The organism is Mangrovibacillus cuniculi, from assembly GCF_015482585.1.
GTDB lineage: Bacteria > Bacillota > Bacilli > Bacillales > R1DC41 > Mangrovibacillus > Mangrovibacillus cuniculi.
In genome coordinates this window covers 2,667,746-2,684,869 of the sequence record NZ_CP049742.1, presented here as the reverse complement: position 1 = coordinate 2,684,869, position 17,124 = coordinate 2,667,746, and the positions used below count along the sequence as shown (strand labels likewise).

Sequence of the window (17,124 nt, the reverse complement as noted above, 5' to 3'; positions counted from 1 at the left end):
CAGAAGGGGTGCGAAAAATGTTAGATAAAACGATTTTAGTCGTAGATGATGAAAAGCCGATTGCAGATATATTAGAGTTTAATTTGAAAAAAGAAGGTTATACCGTTCATTGTGCATATGATGGAGACACAGCTATTAAGATGGCAGAAGAAATTAAGCCGGACCTGATGTTATTAGATATTATGTTACCTGGTAGAGACGGCATGGAAGTTTGCCGTGAGATCCGAAAAAAATATGAAATGCCTATTATTATGTTAACGGCAAAAGACTCTGAAATCGACAAGGTACTAGGTTTGGAGCTTGGAGCAGACGATTATGTAACAAAACCCTTTAGCACAAGAGAATTAGTTGCACGTGTAAAAGCAAATATTCGTCGCCATCAAACGGTTCCTGCCACAGAAGAGGAACTAGAGAATCCAGAAATCGAAGTGGGAGCCTTAGTAATTAAACCAGACGCTTATGTTGTCCAAAAGCGTGGCGAAACAATTGAATTAACTCACCGTGAATTTGAATTATTGCATTACTTAGCTAAACATATTGGACAAGTAATGACTCGTGAACACCTACTTCAAACGGTATGGGGATATGATTATTACGGAGATGTTCGTACGGTAGACGTAACGGTTCGTCGTTTACGCGAAAAAATTGAAGATAACCCGTCTCATCCTGTTTGGATTGTGACTCGTCGTGGAGTAGGTTACTACTTACGTAACCCTGAACAGGATTAAAGAAATGAAGAAAGTTGGTTTTACTCGTTCAATACATTTAAAGTTTGTATTGATTTACATGCTATTAATCCTTATTGCGATGCAAATTATTGGTGTGTATTTCGTAGGGAAATTAGAGCAAGAATTTGTAGAGAACTTTGAAGAATCTGTAAGACAAAGAGTTAATTTGTTAGAGTATTACTTAAGAGAAGAGTTAGTAAAAGATCGCTCAGATAGTGAAGCGGTGCCACTAGAGCAGGATATCACTAAAATACTAGATGACTTTGTAGCTTCTGATATTAAAGAAGTTCGTGTCATTAATTCCGATTTTCGCATCATTGGAACATCTGATCCTAATCGACGAGATAAAGTGGGTCAGAGTTCCCCTGAAGCAATTGTGAAACGCTCCATGGTCTTTAATGAAGATTTTGAAGAAGTAGTAATCGATCCTGAAACAGGGGATCGTCTTTGGATACGGGCTTCTCCTATTACTACTTTAGGGGAAGTGGAAGGGGTTATCCTTGTCATGGGTAATCTTGAAACCGTGTTCTCTCAGTTGAAAGATATTAATAAGATCTTCTTTAACGGAACGGCGATAGCTTTATTGATTACAGCACTATTAGGTATTTTATTAGCACAAACGATTACTAGACCTATATCTGATATGCGTAAACAGGCATTAGCTATGGCAAAAGGAAACTTCTCAAGAAAAGTTCGAGTTTATGGATATGATGAAATTGGACAGCTTGCTATTACGTTTAATAATTTAACGAAACGACTCCAAGAAGCACAAGCGATGACAGAAGGAGAACGTCGTAAATTATCTTCTGTATTAGCCTATATGACAGATGGTGTAATCGCCACGGACCGCAAAGGACGAATTATCCTCATTAACGAGCCTGCTGCAAAACTTTTGAATGTTTCACGTGAAACAGTTATGTCTCAGCCTCTTGTAGACTTATTAGAGATTCAAGATACGTATACGTTTGAAAATATTATGGAACAGAATGATTCATTAATACTGGATTACAGTACACAAAATCAACCATATATGCTACGTGCAAACTTTTCTGTGATTCAAAAGGAAACAGGTTTTGTAAATGGTGTAATCGCCGTTTTACATGATGTTACGGAGCAAGAAAAAATCGATATTGAACGTAGAGAATTTGTTGCAAACGTTTCTCATGAGTTGCGTACACCTTTAACAACAATGCGTTCTTACTTAGAGGCCTTGGCAGAGGGCGCATGGCAAGATGATGAAATTGCTCCACGTTTCCTAGAGGTTACGCAAGAAGAAACAGAGCGTATGATTCGTTTAGTTAACGACTTGTTACAGTTATCCAAAATGGATAGTAAAGATTACCGAATGAATACAGATTGGATCAACTTTACTTCTTTATTTAATAGAGTAATTGACCGTTTTGACTTATCTAAATCACAAAATGTATCGTTTAAACGCTTGTTAATTGAGGAAGCTGTATTTGTGGAAATAGATCAAGATAAGATTACACAGGTGCTTGATAATATTATCTCTAACGCTTTAAAATACTCTCCTGAAGGTGGACAAGTAACGTTTACAACTAGCTATAAGGATGAGTTTTTACTTATTAGTGTGAAAGATGAAGGTATGGGTATTCCAAGAGATAAAGTCGAGAAAATCTTTGAGCGTTTTTATCGCGTAGATAAAGCTCGTACACGCCAACTTGGAGGAACTGGTCTAGGTTTAGCCATTGCACGGGAAATGGTAGAAGCGCATGGCGGTAGAATATGGGCAGAAAGTGAGGAAGGAAAAGGTACTACTATTTACTTCACGTTGCCATACGATCCTGCACAAGAGGATGAGTGGACATGATGAATTATGAGCATATAAAATCGTTTTTACTAACTATTTTAATTATATCTAGTATTATTTTAACCTATAGCATTTGGACGTATCAGCCGGATTATGAATTACTAGATGATCAAAGCGTCAATGAAGTTACTATCGCAAGAAAAGATGAGTTGTCTAACGTAATTAGTCCAATAAAATTGTATTATCATACGGATGGTAGCCACTATTCTTTATATGATGTAGACGATGTTAAGAGTACGTCAGACGTGATGAAATCGTGGCAGTTGTATAATCTTCGGGACCCTAAAGTGTATACAGATGCTGGCTTAGACGATTTATTAAATGAACAAGGGAAAGTGGCGTTGATTTATCCAGATCAAATTCCGTTTGATTTATTTCGAACCTTTATAACATTCGAGGATAAAGATATTCCAGTGGCAACATTTGATCGGATTGTGATTGAAGAAGAATTTACGAACTCTGATTCTGGAATGATTTATTTCGTCAACACAGAAGAACGTAGAGTATATGGTTGCAGTATAAGAGGACGAGATTTAGAAGAATTTATGGCTTCATTAGGAAACCAGCAAGAGAAATGGACATTGTCCTATCCTTTGAAACCTAGTGTATATGAGACCATTTATTTGCCTCAAGAAGCGGTAGAAATAGAAAAATTTCGATATGTACCTCAGGAACTAAGTCCAGAACTGTTTAAACGAGCACTATTTTCAGAACCTAGTATTGTTCAAAGTAACATGACAGCTACAGGGGAAGAGTATACAGATAGTTTTAACTTAATGAAAGTTCAAAGAAGACAACAAGCTTTGACATATGTTAATCCTGCTCAAGAACCAGAACAGTATACTGCATCTCCCAACTTATTGAAAAAAAGTTTTGATTATATTAATACACATAGTGGTTGGTCCGATACGTTTTACTATGAGCGAGTGGATGCTTACCAGCAGTTAGTGCGTTTCCGTTTGTATATTCAAGGTTATCCAGTATTCGGCGATGTTACTAGATCAGTGATGGAACTTGCTTGGGGTAAAGATCAGATTTATCGTTATGAACGGCCATTGTACACCATGGGTTTACAGTTACCAACAGAAGAAATTAGTGTTGAACTACCAAGTGGGTATGAATTTGAGACATGGATACGTAAGCGTGATGATATCATGCTTTCAGATGTTTCAGATGTCACCATTGGCTACCGTTTAACTGAAGAGAACAATGGTCAAGAGACAATATTTAACCTTGAGCCAAATTGGTACTACCTTTATAATGGAACATGGTTACGAGCGTCGATTAAAGATGATAGGGAAGGAGAGATAAACGTTGGATTGGAGTAAAACCAAATCAATCTTTATTATTGTCTTCCTTATTCTAAACATCTTCCTTTTGACGCAATACATGAATAAACTCTCAGCGAACCAGTTAAAGGTTTTTACAGATCCCACTTTTGAGGATAACTTAAAAGCCGAGGGAATTACCTTTAGTAATTTACCTACTGCACCTGAAACGGACAGTATTGTAAGTGCTAAGACGCGATCTTTTACTGAAGAAGATGTTAGTCAATTAGCTGGACAAAAAGCAACTATTAGAGAAGAGACTACACTAGAGTCTGTGTTTGATGAACCAATTCTAGTAGAGGATCTGTCTAAGCTTCAAGATGTATTAGCAAATCAGATTCTTTACCTTTCAGAGTATAAATATTGGGAGTATGATATTGAGGGAAATCGAGTAGTGTATAACCAGGTAGTTGATGGACGAACGATTTACCAAAATAAGAACGCTCAAATTGTTTTTACGTTGAATGATCAGGGAGAGATTATCTCATATCGTCAGACAAAGTTAGAAAACTTTCAAGAGGTAGCAAAAGGTGAAAAAGAAATTCTTCAACCGATGCAAGCATTGGAAAGTTTATATAAAAGTCGTAAGTTGCCTCCTCAAAGTAAGATTATTGGTGCGGAGTTAGGTTATCACACGTACGTTCAGTTAACCGAGTCACAAGTACTAACACCTACGTGGAATTTCGTTGTAGAACGAGATAAAGAGAGAAATAATTACTTGGTTAATGCTTATAATGAAGGACAAGTCATTGAAGTCACGCCAGAAGAAAAATAGGATGAAGAGGTCGCATGAGGAGCGACCTTTTCTTTTTTCTTATAAGGGAAGGAGAATATGTGCATGTCTATTAAGTTTAGTGTGCTGGCTAGTGGTAGTACAGGTAATGCGATATATGTGGAAAATGGAGAAATTTCCTTTTTAATCGATGCGGGTTTAAGCGGTAAGAAAATGGACGAGTTATTGGCAAAAGTGGATCGAAAAGCTAGTGATTTATCTGGGATTCTGGTAACACATGAACACAGCGATCATATTAAAGGACTCGGCGTAATGGCTCGTAAGTATAAGTTGCCTATCTACGCAAACGAGAAAACGTGGCAAGCGATGACTCCATTGATTGGAGAGGTGCAAAGTGATCAGAAGTTTACCTTTGATATGGAAACAACGAAGCATTTTGGGGGATTATCTATTGAGAGTTTTGGCGTTTCTCATGATGCTGCAGAGCCAATGTTCTATGTGTTCCATCAAGGAGAAGAGAAGCTTGTGGTTATCACGGACACTGGGTATGTCAGTGACCGTATGAAAGGTACGATTGCAAATGCTGATGCGTATGTATTTGAGAGTAATCATGATGTTGGGATGCTAAGAATGGGGAAATATCCTTGGTCCGTTAAACGTCGTATATTAAGCGATGTAGGGCACGTTTCTAATGAGGATGCTGCATTAGCGATGCATGATGTCATTGGAGACCGTACAAAGCATATTTATCTTGCTCACTTGAGTTTAGATAACAATATGAAGGACTTAGCGCGAATGACGGTGAAGCAGACGTTAGAAAGTGTTGGGTCACCTGTAGATGAGCAGTATGAGTTAGTAGATACGGATCCGTATGAGCCAACTCCACTTCGTTCACTTGGAGCGGTATTGGTGTAATATATATGAGAAGTAGATCAAGGATGAATTCCCTGATCTACTTTTTTCATATGAATGATAAAAGCTCTTAGCTATTTACAGGATCTGAATCCTATTAATAGAAGCCTTTTTTATCTAGGTGGCAATTGAAACCCCTCGAATAGTCTCCCCCCATGTGGTGTTAGTACTTCGTCTACTAAGTGTAGTAAAGGTTCTTTTTGATCTTCTTGATAATATGCTTCTAACGCTGCTATGTATTGCCATGCTAGCTCCTCATTAAAGTGTTTAAGGGAGCGAAAAATCCACTTAGAAGAGCCAATCCATTGTTTATTAGTCCGTAGAATAAACTCATGAAGTTGATCTGCTATAGAGTTTGCTATACAGATACCTTCTGCTCGGTTAGTACATCCAATGAAATCATCCAGTGCATCTGTGAGGAAGTATCTTTTTAGACGAATAGTGTGTTCGTCCCATACTTCTGGACCTTGCATCAGTTGTAGTGATGCTTCTTCTTTTACTAGTTGTAAGAAAGGATGATCTACTAAAGGAGTTCCCTCTGCAATCATTCTTTGAAGCGTTGGTCTTGCTCGTTTGGCGTCAGATTCAAAGTAAGTTTTGTAGGTAGTTTTGTTGTGAATAAATAATTCGACTGGCCAACCTTCATAAAGAAAAGACTTGCGTGTAGCCTCAGTAGTATGTTTGTCGATGATGATAATATCTAAGTCGGAAGTTGCTGTTGCTTGTCCACGTGATACGGATCCAGCTAATACTGCAGCTAAACAAGTTGGAGCTACTTCTTGAATGAGTTTCTGCGCTGTTTCCAGTGCGGGTTTCCTTTCCATGTTTATTCCTCCTAGTATGTTTTCTTTAGTGTAGTTTCGGGTATCCTCCAAGTAAAGGGAATTTTTCAGATAACTTTCTGTATTCTTAAGTTTCTTTTCATGAAATTTTCATATTTGGTGGGTAAGATAAAACTACATAAGCCAAACTAATGATTAGTGAAATTGAGGAAAGGATGGTTTTGCAATGGGATACTATGATGATCACATGCAGGATCCACAACGACAAAATAGAAAACAAAAAGGGAACCGTGGAGGCACCATATTAGCTAGTTTAACGGGTGCAATACTTGGTGGCTTTCTGGTATTAATTTCGGTTCCACAGTTATCAAATATGGGCATTTTACCGTATGATATGGATTTACAAGGTAGTGTAACAGAGGAAGAGTCAGCGCCAGACCGTAATGCCATTCAAGGGGAACGTGTTTCCTTTGACGTAAATACAGATGTTACGGAAGCTGTGCAAAAAGCTGAAAAAGCAGTAGTCGGTGTTACTAGTATTCAATCTGGCTCAGGTTTCTGGAATAATAATATGCAACAGGAAGCGGGAACAGGTTCTGGTGTCATTTATAAAAAAGAAGGCGGGAAAGCTTTCGTCGTAACGAATTATCATGTTATTCAAGGAGCAGATGCCATTGAAGTTTCATTAAGTGATGGAACGAAAGTACAGGCAAAAGCTGTCGGGGAAGATCCATGGACAGATTTAGCAGTTCTAGAAATGGATGCTTCTCAAGTGAAGCAAGTAGCTGAGTTTGGTGATGCAGAATCTCTTAAAACAGGTGAACCAGTAATTGCAATTGGTAACCCGTTAGGCTTGCAGTTCTCTGGTTCCGTTACGCAAGGAATAATATCTGGTCTAGAACGTACAATCCCAATTGATATTAACCAAGATGGTGTGCAAGATTGGCAAGCAGATGTTATTCAAACGGATGCTGCAATTAACCCTGGTAACTCAGGGGGAGCGCTTGTAAACATGGCTGGTCAAGTTATTGGAATTAACTCGATGAAAATAGCACAATCCGCTGTTGAAGGTATTGGTCTTGCGATCCCTATTAATTACGCTGAACCAATAATCTCTGATTTAGAACAATTTGGTGAAGTAAAACGTCCTTCTATTGGTGTTGCAATTCAAGATGTTTCGATGGTATCTGAGTATCATCAAACAGAGACGTTAAAGTTACCGAAAGACGTAAAAACAGGTGTAATGGTTCAACAAGTTGTACCAAATTCTCCAGCTGAATTAGGTGGACTTCGTGAGATGGATGTCATTGTGGAGTTAGATGGAGAGAAAATAGATACGGTAATTGATCTTCGAAAGCATTTGTATGAAAAGAAAAAAGTAGGCGATGCGTTAGAGGTAACCTTCTATCGTGGTGGTGAGAAGCAAACACAGACGATAAAGTTAACAGATGAGTCTCAATTATAAGGTATGTGGATAAAAGTTAGAGAATAACTCACGAAAACTTATCCACAAAACAGGAAAAAAGCGGCCAAAACGTGGTCGCTTTTTTTGTTGTGAGTAAATGTCCTGTTGATAACTTTATATGTGATATACTGTATATTGGTTAAAAACTACGGAAAAAACGTTGATACGACAGCGTTTTCAATGGTCAGAAAATACTAACAAGATTACAATCAATTTATCCACAGGGTGTTTATAACTTTTTGGATAGAATATATATGGTGGAGAACATATATTCTTACACAATATACAGACTTGTTTTGTGGATATGTGGACAACTTCTGTGGGTAACTTGTTTGTAAAAGGAGGAATACCTGTGAATATCTCAATTATTACGGTTGGAAAGTTAAAAGAAAAGTATTTAAAGCAGGGAATCGCGGAATATACAAAACGTTTATCAGTGTATTGTAAAATAGATGAGATAGAAGTTCCTGATGAAAAAGCACCTGAAAATCTTAGTGATGCAGAGATGATGCAGGTTAAGCAAAAGGAAGGAGAACGTATTTTAGCAAAGATTGGCCAGGATGTACATGTCATTGCGTTAGCAATTAATGCAAAGCAGCGAACGTCAGAAGAATTTGCCAGAGAACTGGATAAGTTGGGGACGTATGGAAAGAGTAAAGTAGCATTTGTTATTGGTGGTTCGCTTGGATTGAGTGATGAGGTGATGAAGCGTGCGAATGATACAATTTCTTTCTCAAAAATGACGTTTCCTCATCAGTTGATGAAACTTGTTTTGGTGGAGCAGATCTATCGTGGGTACCGAATTAATAGGAATGAGCCTTATCATAAATAAAATATTACTTTTGTTAATTCATTTTTATATCTTTAGTTTTTTACTATTACATTATAGGTTGTCCATAAAATTCTAAGTAAATTTGAAGGATAAACCCCATGTTGTGTGGAATTATTTTAATGAATAAGGTTAATGTCCTAGTTTATTTTATTAATATATTAAAACTAATTTAAAATTTAGTTTAATGTGGAGTATACAAAAATGAAAGTTGGGAACAAATTATGAACTCAAGTAAGAGTGTAATAGAGAAATTAAATGTTAATAAATATGAAAATAAATTAATATTATATAAACCACAAGATGTAGAAGATTTCGATGAAGTTGAATTTGACGTCGAAGTAAAGAAAGAAAAGTATGACTTTATTTGTGCATTTATCTTTGATTTAAATGAATTTTCAAAGGTATTACAAGAGGTTTTAAAAAAACAGTTGTTAAAGGACAACGGTTACTTGTTTATTGCATATCCTAAGAAAAACAATCCAAAGTATGATCAATACATAGAGCGAGACAGTATTTATACAGAAGATACTTACACTAGCGATGGCTATGTGCACGGAAGTAATTTAAAGTTTTCACGAATGATTAGTTTAAACGATGTTTTTACTATTATCGGTATGAAAGCCATTCCCCAAAAAGCGCAAAAGGCAAAGAGTACTAAAAGCAGCCAATGTGTCGATGACTATATTGAACATATAGAACTGATAAAAGCTTACATAAAAGATAAGGAAAACATTTCAGAATTATACGAAAGTCTTACACCTGGTTATCAAAAAGACTGGGCTAGATACGTGTACAGTGCTAAACGAAAAGAGACACAGGAAAAACGTTTGTCAGACATGGAGAGCATATTAGAACAGGGGTATAAGTCAATGGACTTATATCGAAGAAAAAAGAAATAATCTAAATTAAATGTAAACAAAAACTCCCTCGTATTTTTGAATGAGGGAGTTTTTACTTCTAATTCTTATTTAATCGCCTTACTTACTTTCAATTTCTTTCCTTTAATCGTAGCACCATCTAATGCCTGTAGAACTAGCGAACCTTTCCCATTCAAAATATCTACATAAGACATTTGATCATGGATAGAGATAATACCGATATCTTCTGCTGTCACTCCAGGAATCTTCGCAATTGTTCCAACAAAATCAACGGCACGGATTTTCTTCTTTTTCCCGCCTGTAAAGTGAAGTTTCATAATATCTTGATTGATTCGTGCTGTTTTGTTGTTTCTGACCACACGCTTGCTAGAAAGTTTCTCTTCAAAAGCTGCTTTATTACGAGTGACTTCTTGCTGTTTTGGCGCCTCTACAACAGGTAGTTCAAAATCGACGTATCTTTCAATTGCTTTTACGAACTTTCCTTCATATGGGGTTGCAAAAGTAACCGCTCTTCCGGTCTTTCCTGCACGACCTGTTCTTCCTGTTCTGTGCACATAGCTCTCTTTTTCCATCGGAACATCATAGTTGATGACAAGTGTTACATTATCAATATCGATACCTCTCGCCGCGACATCAGTAGCCACAAGATAACGGAATTTTCCTAGTTTAAAGCCTTCCATCACGGAGAAACGATCTTCTTGTTCTAGTCCACCATGTAGGCGCTCGCAAGGATATCCAGCTTTATTCAGTTCGTTGTAAACAAGATCAACATTTTCTTTCGTACGACAGAAAATCATACAACTGTCTGGATTTTCTACAACCGTAATGTCTTTAAGAAGAGAAATTTTTTCATCCTCTTTTACTTCCATTAAAGAATGTTCGATTGTATCGGCTGTCACGCCAGTTGCTTCGATCTCAATTTGAGTTGGATTTTTCATATACTTATGACAAAGATTTTCTACATCTTTCGGTAACGTGGCTGAAAAGACCATTGTTACTCGATCAGAAGGCAATTCGTTTATAATTGCTTCTACTTCATCAATAAATCCTCTGTTAAGCATCTCATCAGCCTCATCAATGATTAGATACTTTATTTGATCCAGTTCTAACGTACCACGCTCAATGTGATCCATGACACGCCCTGGCGTACCAACGACTATGTGTGTTTTTTGTTTCAATTCTTCCTTTTGTTTAGAAAATGGTTCTTTACCATAGACTGCTACTGCTTTAATACGTTTAAATCTACCGATGTTTGTAATATCTTCCCGTACTTGAACAGCAAGTTCTCTTGTTGGGGTAAGGATTAAAGCTTGTGGTTTTTTCTCTTCCCATTCCACCATGTCGGAAACAGGGATACCAAAGGCAGCCGTTTTACCACTTCCTGTTTGCGCTTTTACAACAAGGTCTTGGTTTTCTATTGCTGCTGGGATGACTTTACTTTGGACCTCTGTTGGAGTTTCATATTTTAAAACAGCTAATGCTTTTTTTATCTCAGGGCTTACAGGGTAATCTGTAAAACTTGTTTTCGTCATTTTTTTACCTCTTTACTTGTTTTTTCGTCCTATGTATAGGATTCTCTATCACCAGTATCGTATGCATGATTCGACTATGCTTCATTATACTTGAAAAGTGATAGATATATTGTTTTTTTCATAAGTTTTAGATAGCAGTAGTAGAAAATGGTGACTCGTACCCAAAACTTCATCACCATATATTACAATGAAGAAAAGCAAAAAAGAGTTCATGTTACTTTATCTATCTAAAATAGGAGATGAACAAAATGGAAGTAATTTACCTTGCAGGAGGGTGCCTCTGGGGAGTACAAGCATTCATCAAAACATTACCTGGTGTCACATCGACAGAAGCAGGCAGAGCAAACGGTACTAGTAACACGCTAGAAGGGGAATATGATGGGTATGCGGAATGTGTAAAAACTACATTTGATCCAGCTGTATTATCTGTAAAAAAGCTGATGGAGTACTATTTCGAGATTATTGATCCTTACAGCGTAAATAAACAAGGAATAGATGTGGGAAAAAAATATCGTACTGGTGTGTACAGTGAGAATCTCTCACATATACAAGAGGCTAGGGTTTTTATAGATAAGAGACCAGATGCCGGCCGTATCGTAGTAGAAACACTTCCTCTTACTAATTATGTAAGAAGTGCAGAGGAACATCAAGATAGATTAAGTAAATGTCCGAATGATTATTGTCATATACCGAACGAATTACTAAACAAATATAAGCAATAACTTGTTAGGACCAAGATGTGAATTCGTTGAATACCAGCGATTCACATAATAGGTCTTTTTTATTTCGATAATCTGTCAAAATTCTTAAGCATGAGTCAAGCCACGCATTAGTATACATTTACAGACTCCATCTACGCATAAATCCGTATGATAAAAAGTTTATTTACGCTACAAGAACAATTTGTTGACAAATTTAGGAGTTACCTGTAACTTAAAACCGACTATCTCTATCTGTTTTATTACTTTAACAAATAAAAGGAGGTTTTTGTTTTGGACATGGGATTTGTTTTACTCAATATAGCCCTGTTACTTGGACTTATTTATGTACTTATTCGTATGCAACAAAAACACGTTTCGTTTAGTAAACGTGTGTTCACAGGGTTAGGATTCGGTATATTACTAGGAACATATCTTCAAATAGCTTTTGGATCTGATTCTGCAGTAGTTAGTCAAACATCAGAATGGTATAACATTGTAGGTCGTGGATATGTAAAGCTCTTGATGATGATTGTTATTCCTCTAATTATGGTATCTATTATTCAATCGATTATTAACTTAGAGAAAACGTCTCAACTTGGTAAAATGTCATTCTCTATTATTGGTATTTTAGTAGGGACGACTGCTATCGCAGCAGTTGTGGGAATTGGAAGTGCTTTTCTTTTTGATTTGAATGCTGATCAAATTCAAGTTGGTCAAGCGGAAGAAAGTCGTGGATTGTACTTAGAAGAAACGTTAACGCAAGTAGAAGGTATGTCTACTCCTGCGAAAATTTTAGAGTTCTTTCCAGCGAACCCATTCTTGGACATGACGGGAGCTAGAGCGACATCTACTATTGCAGTAGTTATACTTTCTGCGATTATTGGTATAGCTGTATTAGGAGTAAGACGTAAGCAACCGGAACAAGCAGAGATTTTCGTAAAAGGGGTTAATGCAATCTATACGGTTGTCATGCGTGTAGTAACACTGGTACTTCGTTTAACACCTTATGGAATCCTAGGGCTAATGGCGACAACAGTAGCCAAGACAAATGTAGCTGGTATTTTAGAATTAGGTAAGTTTGTCTTAGCGTCTTATGTGGCATTAGCAGTAATGCTTGTCATTCATTTATTACTCATTTCATTTGCTGGTTTAAATCCATTAACATACCTTCGTAAAGTAATTCCTGTTTTAGGTTTTGCTTTCACATCACGTTCTAGTGCGGGAACACTACCGTTAAATATCTCTGCTCAAAAGAACAGCCTTGGTGTCGATGAAGGAACAGCTAATATGAGTGCATCATTCGGGGCTACAATAGGTCAAAATGGATGTGCAGGTATTTATCCAGCTATGTTAGCTGTCATGATTGCACCGTCTGTAGGAATCGATCCGTTAAGTCCAGGATTCTTGCTACAACTTGTTCTAATTGTTGCTATTAGCTCATTTGGTGTAGCTGGAGTAGGGGGAGGAGCAACATTTGCAGCATTGATTGTTCTATCTTCTATGAACTTACCAGTTGCTCTTGCAGGGCTTTTAATCTCTGTGGAGCCATTAATTGATATGGGGCGTACAGCAGTGAACGTAAATGGAGCGATGACTTCTGGAACATTAACTTCACGCTTCTTACGCAAGTTAAATATCGAGCGATTTAATGATCCTAAGGCAGTGGAGAAAGATATTGCTCTTTAATCATAAAAAAGAACGGAGCCGATTAACTGCTGGCTTCGTTCTTTTTTGTACCTCTTAACTCTTTACTTGAGACTTACAATAAACATCCACAAAGTGACTAGGATTTAACTTTTCACCTGTCACACGGCTAATTTTCTCGTTCCAGTCATAAAGAGCAGCGGGCTTAAAGAAATCATTGATTAGCATGTCTCCTGTTTCTTTCGTGAAAAAGTCAGGAGAAATCTTTGTTTCCACATGACGTAGAAGTTGAGCAGCCATTAGTTCACCTAACAGATAGTTTTGATAGTATACAGGTGCTAAAGTGAAATGGATTTTTGCAGCCCAATCTGGATTGTCCGTATTTTCAGGAGGAGTTACCAGTTGGATTTCATTAACGGTTTTCCACCAAAGAGCATTTAAATCTTGATCTGGATTTTCGTACAGTTCTTTTTCAAAAAACACAAATGTGATAATCCAACGAGCAGAGATAAGCATTTGCAGTTGTTGATACTTTTCTAACTCTGGTGTAAGTGTATCTACTGTTGCTTCTTCTACTTGCAAGAAGCGGCGCAACCAACGAGGGTCTTTTCCCATTTTTCCAAATAACATGGCAATAGCTTCTGTCGTTAAAGTATGGCTAACGGTACGCAGTCCAAATGGAAGCGTAGAATCTACATACTTAAAATAAGCAGCGTGACCAAATTCATGTAAGTTTGTTTCCATCCAATACGCATCTTCCGTTAAGTTACATAGAACTCGAACGTCCCCTTCACGATCATAATCTGTACAAAAGGCAGTTGGATTTTTCTTTTCTCTAGGGAATAAATCACTATTTGCATATAGGTCATCAATTTCGATTCCCATAGAATTAAACGTATCTGTAGTGATTTGTAAAATGTCTTTCCCTTTATAAAAAGGATCTAAGTTCGTAGCATCTGATGGTGGTGCTTCTTGGAAAAAGGGATCAACGTAATGCCAAGGACGAATTTCTTCAGCGGTGATACCAAATTTAGTTGCTAAACGTTCGTCTAGCTCTTTTTTCATCAGGCGATACGCTTCGTCTGATTGAGTAATAAGATCATTAAAAATAGCAAATACTTCATCACGGTCAAGTTCTTGTAAAGCAAATCCCATTTGATGATGGTTATCATAACCAAGAAGCTGTGCAGCTTCATTACGCTTCTTCACAAGCTCGATTAAGCCTTTCTCTACGACTTTTCCTACTTCTTTACTAGCAAACCAAACTTTCTTACGTAGTTCCTGGTCATCACTGTTTACAAGAATGGAACGAATCTCGTTAGCAGAATATTTCTTTCCATCTACTTCAGGTGTATACGTATTAAATAGTAAATTTAGTTCAGAAGAGCGCTTGGCTAAATCAGCAATTATTTCTTCCGGTAGTTGGTTGGCTTCCATTTCATGAAGAAGAAGCTGTAACTGTCGTTTTTCCACTTCTGTTAAGCTTTCTGTTCTGAAGAACTGTTTTGTTTTCTCGTAGGTTTCTTTAGAAGAGAATAAGAGACTATATTTTGTATCAGCTTCACTTACCTTATCTGCCCACTCAGGATCTCCAGTTGTTTGCACCATCCAACTAGCTACGGATCCCTCTTTATATAAAACGTGCATTTGGTTATTTAAATCATGTAAGAATTCTTGTAGTGTTTGCATATGTATCACTGCCTTTCTAAGTTTAAGTAGTCATCGTAGTAACAATATTATTAGTTCGATAAAGTTTTTCGTAATCCTTTAATTGTTTATTGAAATGTAGAAAGTGAACTAAATTTTATAAGGTCATTAGTAAATGAAATTATCCCTCATAAGGAAGCGTTATGATAGTTAGGAGGGTCAATTGGAAGAATAATATATTAAGATTTAGTTGGATTGTACCAAATGTTATGTGTTACTTAATATTTACTCTTATATCTTCCTATGTCTTTATTGATTCAAATGAATCAGAGGAAATTAATAGTCTATCAATATGGGTTATAATGATGCTATTACGCTTAATCGTTTCTATATTTGGTAGTTATCGAATTTGGACATGGATTAAGGAAGGTAAGATGTGAAAATTAGAAGGAGTAAAGTATGAATATTATAAAACAAAGAGTGATACAAGCGATGGAATTAACAAATGAATTCTATCAAAATTTAGAAGATGTCGATCTTAGACTTAAAATACCTAATGTACCTTCTAATACAATTGGAGAACAAGCATATTGTATTATAGGAGCAAGAGAGAGTTACTTAGAAGCGTTAAAAGAGGGTCAGTGGAGTAAGTTCCGATGTAGTTTAACGGATTCTACTGAAAAAGAATTAGTGGTTAATAAATTAACAGAGTCAAATGCTAATATAGGGCTATTTTTAGAGAAACATATAGACGTTGAAATTAATATAAACTTTCTTATTGATTTGTTAGAACATGAAGTACAACATCATGGCCAGTTGATAAGATTTGCTTATGCAAATAAGTTGATCTTTCCCGAGAGTTGGCATAACCGATATACGGTGTAGCATTTTTTGTATCGATTTTTTAAAAATAACTGGGTTAAATTGTTATCACAATTTATATTTACATTTTAAAGATGCCTAAGTAAACTTGCATTTGATATCAAGTAACAAAACATGATATAAGTGATAGATGTGTATTATTAGTCTTTTTACTATTTTGTTCATTATATAGATTTGTCATTACAACGAGAGGATTTGAGTTTGTCATGAAAGAAAATTTTTGGCGTGATCTACCACGACCATTTTTTGTGCTAGCACCTATGGAAGACGTAACAGATGTTGTGTTTCGTCACGTAGTTAGTAAAGCTGGGCGTCCAGATGTGTTTTTTACGGAATTTACGAACTCTGATAGCTATTGTCATCCAGATGGTATTAATAGTGTACGTGGTCGTTTACTTTTTACAGAAGACGAACAGCCTATGGTCGCTCATATTTGGGGAGATAATCCTGAATACTTCCGTCAAATGAGTGTAGGTATGGCGGAGATGGGCTTTAAAGGGATTGATATTAATATGGGCTGTCCAGTGCCGAATGTGGCATCAAGAGGAAAAGGAAGCGGACTTATTTTACGCCCAGATGTTGCTGCAGATTTAATTCAAGCGGCTAAAACAGGAGGATTACCTGTTAGTGTGAAAACACGTCTTGGGTTCACGGAAGTAGAAGAATGGAAAACGTGGTTAAAGCATATCCTAGAGCAAGATATTGCAAACCTCTCTATTCATTTACGTACGAGAAAAGAAATGAGTGAAGTCGATGCACACTGGGAGCTGATCCCGGAAATTAAAACATTACGTGACCAAATAGCACCGGATACGCTGATAACGATAAATGGTGATATTGCAGATCGCCAGGTGGGTCTTGAACTTGCTGAGAAATATGGAATTGACGGTGTCATGATTGGACGAGGTATTTTTAAGAATCCATTTGCGTTTGAAAAGGAGCCAAAAGAACACAGTCCGAAAGAGTACCTAGACTTGTTGAGATTGCAACTCGATCTTCAAGATCATTATTCAGAGATGATTCCACGTTCCATTACGAAGCTTCATCGTTTTTTCAAAATCTACGTGAAAGGATTCCGTGGAGCTGGGGAGTTACGAAACCAGTTAATGAACACGAAGTCTACGAATGAAGTTCGTGATTTGTTAGATAGCTTTGAACAAGAGAATCCTGTGGAGTAAGATATGTTTACAAAAAGGGAACTACCACTTTCATTTGGTAATTCCCTTTTA

15 protein-coding genes are annotated in these 17,124 nt (G+C 36.9%); 12 read left to right on the top strand and 3 right to left on the bottom strand.

Annotated elements, in window-relative coordinates:
* Positions 1 to 17: 17 nt before the first annotated feature.
* From yycF to G8O30_RS13505, 5 genes are all read left to right on the top strand, one after another.
* The gene (yycF, locus tag G8O30_RS13525) at positions 18 to 728 is read left to right on the top strand and encodes a response regulator YycF (RefSeq protein WP_239672586.1); all 711 of its coding nucleotides are present in this window, start codon (positions 18 to 20) and stop codon (positions 726 to 728) included.
* A 4-nt stretch (positions 729 to 732) separates the two neighbouring features.
* On the top strand, positions 733 to 2,559 hold the full coding sequence (gene walK, locus G8O30_RS13520; protein ID WP_239672585.1) for a cell wall metabolism sensor histidine kinase WalK: 1,827 nt from the start codon (positions 733 to 735) through the stop codon (positions 2,557 to 2,559).
* Positions 2,556 to 3,887 (top strand): YycH family regulatory protein, encoded by a 1,332-nt coding sequence (locus tag G8O30_RS13515; protein ID WP_239672584.1) that lies wholly within the window; start codon positions 2,556 to 2,558, stop codon positions 3,885 to 3,887. Before walK ends, G8O30_RS13515 begins: the two co-directional genes overlap by 4 nt.
* Entirely contained in the window at positions 3,874 to 4,662 is a 789-nt protein-coding gene (locus tag G8O30_RS13510; protein WP_239672583.1) for a two-component system regulatory protein YycI, read from the top strand. Before G8O30_RS13515 ends, G8O30_RS13510 begins: the two co-directional genes overlap by 14 nt.
* Positions 4,663 to 4,725: 63 nt before the next feature.
* Positions 4,726 to 5,535 (top strand): MBL fold metallo-hydrolase, encoded by an 810-nt coding sequence (locus G8O30_RS13505; RefSeq protein ID WP_239672582.1) that lies wholly within the window; start codon positions 4,726 to 4,728, stop codon positions 5,533 to 5,535.
* 110 nt (positions 5,536 to 5,645) lie between these two features.
* Here the strand turns inward: G8O30_RS13505 and G8O30_RS13500 are convergent, their stop codons facing one another.
* Positions 5,646 to 6,356, bottom strand: coding sequence for a nucleotidyltransferase domain-containing protein (locus G8O30_RS13500; RefSeq protein WP_239672581.1), 711 nt, complete (start codon positions 6,354 to 6,356; stop codon positions 5,646 to 5,648).
* Between the two features lie 184 nt (positions 6,357 to 6,540).
* Between G8O30_RS13500 and G8O30_RS13495 the strand changes: the two genes are divergently transcribed.
* The 3 genes from G8O30_RS13495 (at position 6,541) to G8O30_RS13485 (ending at position 9,510) form a co-directional block, all read left to right on the top strand.
* Positions 6,541 to 7,779: a S1C family serine protease gene (locus G8O30_RS13495; RefSeq protein ID WP_239672580.1), complete on the top strand. Its 1,239-nt coding sequence runs from the start codon at positions 6,541 to 6,543 to the stop codon at positions 7,777 to 7,779.
* A 352-nt stretch (positions 7,780 to 8,131) separates the two neighbouring features.
* On the top strand, positions 8,132 to 8,611 hold the full coding sequence (gene rlmH / locus G8O30_RS13490) for a 23S rRNA (pseudouridine(1915)-N(3))-methyltransferase RlmH (RefSeq protein WP_239672579.1): 480 nt from the start codon (positions 8,132 to 8,134) through the stop codon (positions 8,609 to 8,611).
* Positions 8,612 to 8,832: 221 nt separating this feature from the next.
* Positions 8,833 to 9,510 (top strand): YdeI/OmpD-associated family protein, encoded by a 678-nt coding sequence (locus tag G8O30_RS13485; RefSeq protein ID WP_239672578.1) that lies wholly within the window; start codon positions 8,833 to 8,835, stop codon positions 9,508 to 9,510.
* Between the two features lie 65 nt (positions 9,511 to 9,575).
* On the opposite strand, the gene G8O30_RS13480 is transcribed toward G8O30_RS13485, so the two are convergent.
* On the bottom strand, positions 9,576 to 11,021 hold the full coding sequence (locus tag G8O30_RS13480) for a DEAD/DEAH box helicase (protein WP_239672577.1): 1,446 nt from the start codon (positions 11,019 to 11,021) through the stop codon (positions 9,576 to 9,578).
* A 248-nt stretch (positions 11,022 to 11,269) separates the two neighbouring features.
* On the opposite strand from G8O30_RS13480, the gene G8O30_RS13475 reads away from it, so the two are divergent.
* Together G8O30_RS13475 and G8O30_RS13470 are read left to right on the top strand one after the other, a co-directional pair.
* Positions 11,270 to 11,743 carry a peptide-methionine (S)-S-oxide reductase gene (locus G8O30_RS13475; protein ID WP_239672576.1) on the top strand — a complete coding sequence of 158 codons (474 nt, stop codon included), beginning with the start codon at positions 11,270 to 11,272 and terminating at the stop codon, positions 11,741 to 11,743.
* Positions 11,744 to 12,013: 270 nt separating this feature from the next.
* The gene (locus G8O30_RS13470) at positions 12,014 to 13,408 is read left to right on the top strand and encodes an L-cystine transporter (RefSeq protein ID WP_239672575.1); all 1,395 of its coding nucleotides are present in this window, start codon (positions 12,014 to 12,016) and stop codon (positions 13,406 to 13,408) included.
* A gap of 54 nt (positions 13,409 to 13,462) precedes the next feature.
* Here the strand turns inward: G8O30_RS13470 and G8O30_RS13465 are convergent, their stop codons facing one another.
* Positions 13,463 to 15,055: a M2 family metallopeptidase gene (locus tag G8O30_RS13465; protein ID WP_239672574.1), complete on the bottom strand. Its 1,593-nt coding sequence runs from the start codon at positions 15,053 to 15,055 to the stop codon at positions 13,463 to 13,465.
* Positions 15,056 to 15,472: 417 nt separating this feature from the next.
* Here G8O30_RS13465 and G8O30_RS13460 point away from each other — a divergent pair, with 417 nt between their 5' ends.
* Together G8O30_RS13460 and G8O30_RS13455 are read left to right on the top strand one after the other, a co-directional pair.
* Positions 15,473 to 15,898, top strand: coding sequence for a hypothetical protein (locus G8O30_RS13460; RefSeq protein ID WP_239672573.1), 426 nt, complete (start codon positions 15,473 to 15,475; stop codon positions 15,896 to 15,898).
* A 203-nt stretch (positions 15,899 to 16,101) separates the two neighbouring features.
* Positions 16,102 to 17,073, top strand: coding sequence for a tRNA dihydrouridine synthase (locus G8O30_RS13455; protein ID WP_239672572.1), 972 nt, complete (start codon positions 16,102 to 16,104; stop codon positions 17,071 to 17,073).
* Positions 17,074 to 17,124 lie beyond the last annotated feature (51 nt).

What these genes read in the sequence shown, in the direction of transcription:
- yycF (WP_239672586.1), top strand. Translation starts at nt 18, where the DNA reads ATGTTAGATAAAACGATTTTAGTCGTAGATGATGAAAAGCCGATTGCA.
- walK (WP_239672585.1), top strand. Translation starts at nt 733, where the DNA reads ATGAAGAAAGTTGGTTTTACTCGTTCAATACATTTAAAGTTTGTATTG.
- G8O30_RS13515 (WP_239672584.1), top strand. Translation starts at nt 2,556, where the DNA reads ATGATGAATTATGAGCATATAAAATCGTTTTTACTAACTATTTTAATT.
- G8O30_RS13505 (WP_239672582.1), top strand. Translation starts at nt 4,726, where the DNA reads ATGTCTATTAAGTTTAGTGTGCTGGCTAGTGGTAGTACAGGTAATGCG.
- G8O30_RS13500 (WP_239672581.1), bottom strand. Translation starts at nt 6,356, where the DNA reads ATGGAAAGGAAACCCGCACTGGAAACAGCGCAGAAACTCATTCAAGAA.
- G8O30_RS13495 (WP_239672580.1), top strand. Translation starts at nt 6,541, where the DNA reads ATGGGATACTATGATGATCACATGCAGGATCCACAACGACAAAATAGA.
- G8O30_RS13485 (WP_239672578.1), top strand. Translation starts at nt 8,833, where the DNA reads ATGAACTCAAGTAAGAGTGTAATAGAGAAATTAAATGTTAATAAATAT.
- G8O30_RS13480 (WP_239672577.1), bottom strand. Translation starts at nt 11,021, where the DNA reads ATGACGAAAACAAGTTTTACAGATTACCCTGTAAGCCCTGAGATAAAA.
- G8O30_RS13475 (WP_239672576.1), top strand. Translation starts at nt 11,270, where the DNA reads ATGGAAGTAATTTACCTTGCAGGAGGGTGCCTCTGGGGAGTACAAGCA.
- G8O30_RS13465 (WP_239672574.1), bottom strand. Translation starts at nt 15,055, where the DNA reads ATGCAAACACTACAAGAATTCTTACATGATTTAAATAACCAAATGCAC.
- G8O30_RS13460 (WP_239672573.1), top strand. Translation starts at nt 15,473, where the DNA reads ATGAATATTATAAAACAAAGAGTGATACAAGCGATGGAATTAACAAAT.
- G8O30_RS13455 (WP_239672572.1), top strand. Translation starts at nt 16,102, where the DNA reads ATGAAAGAAAATTTTTGGCGTGATCTACCACGACCATTTTTTGTGCTA.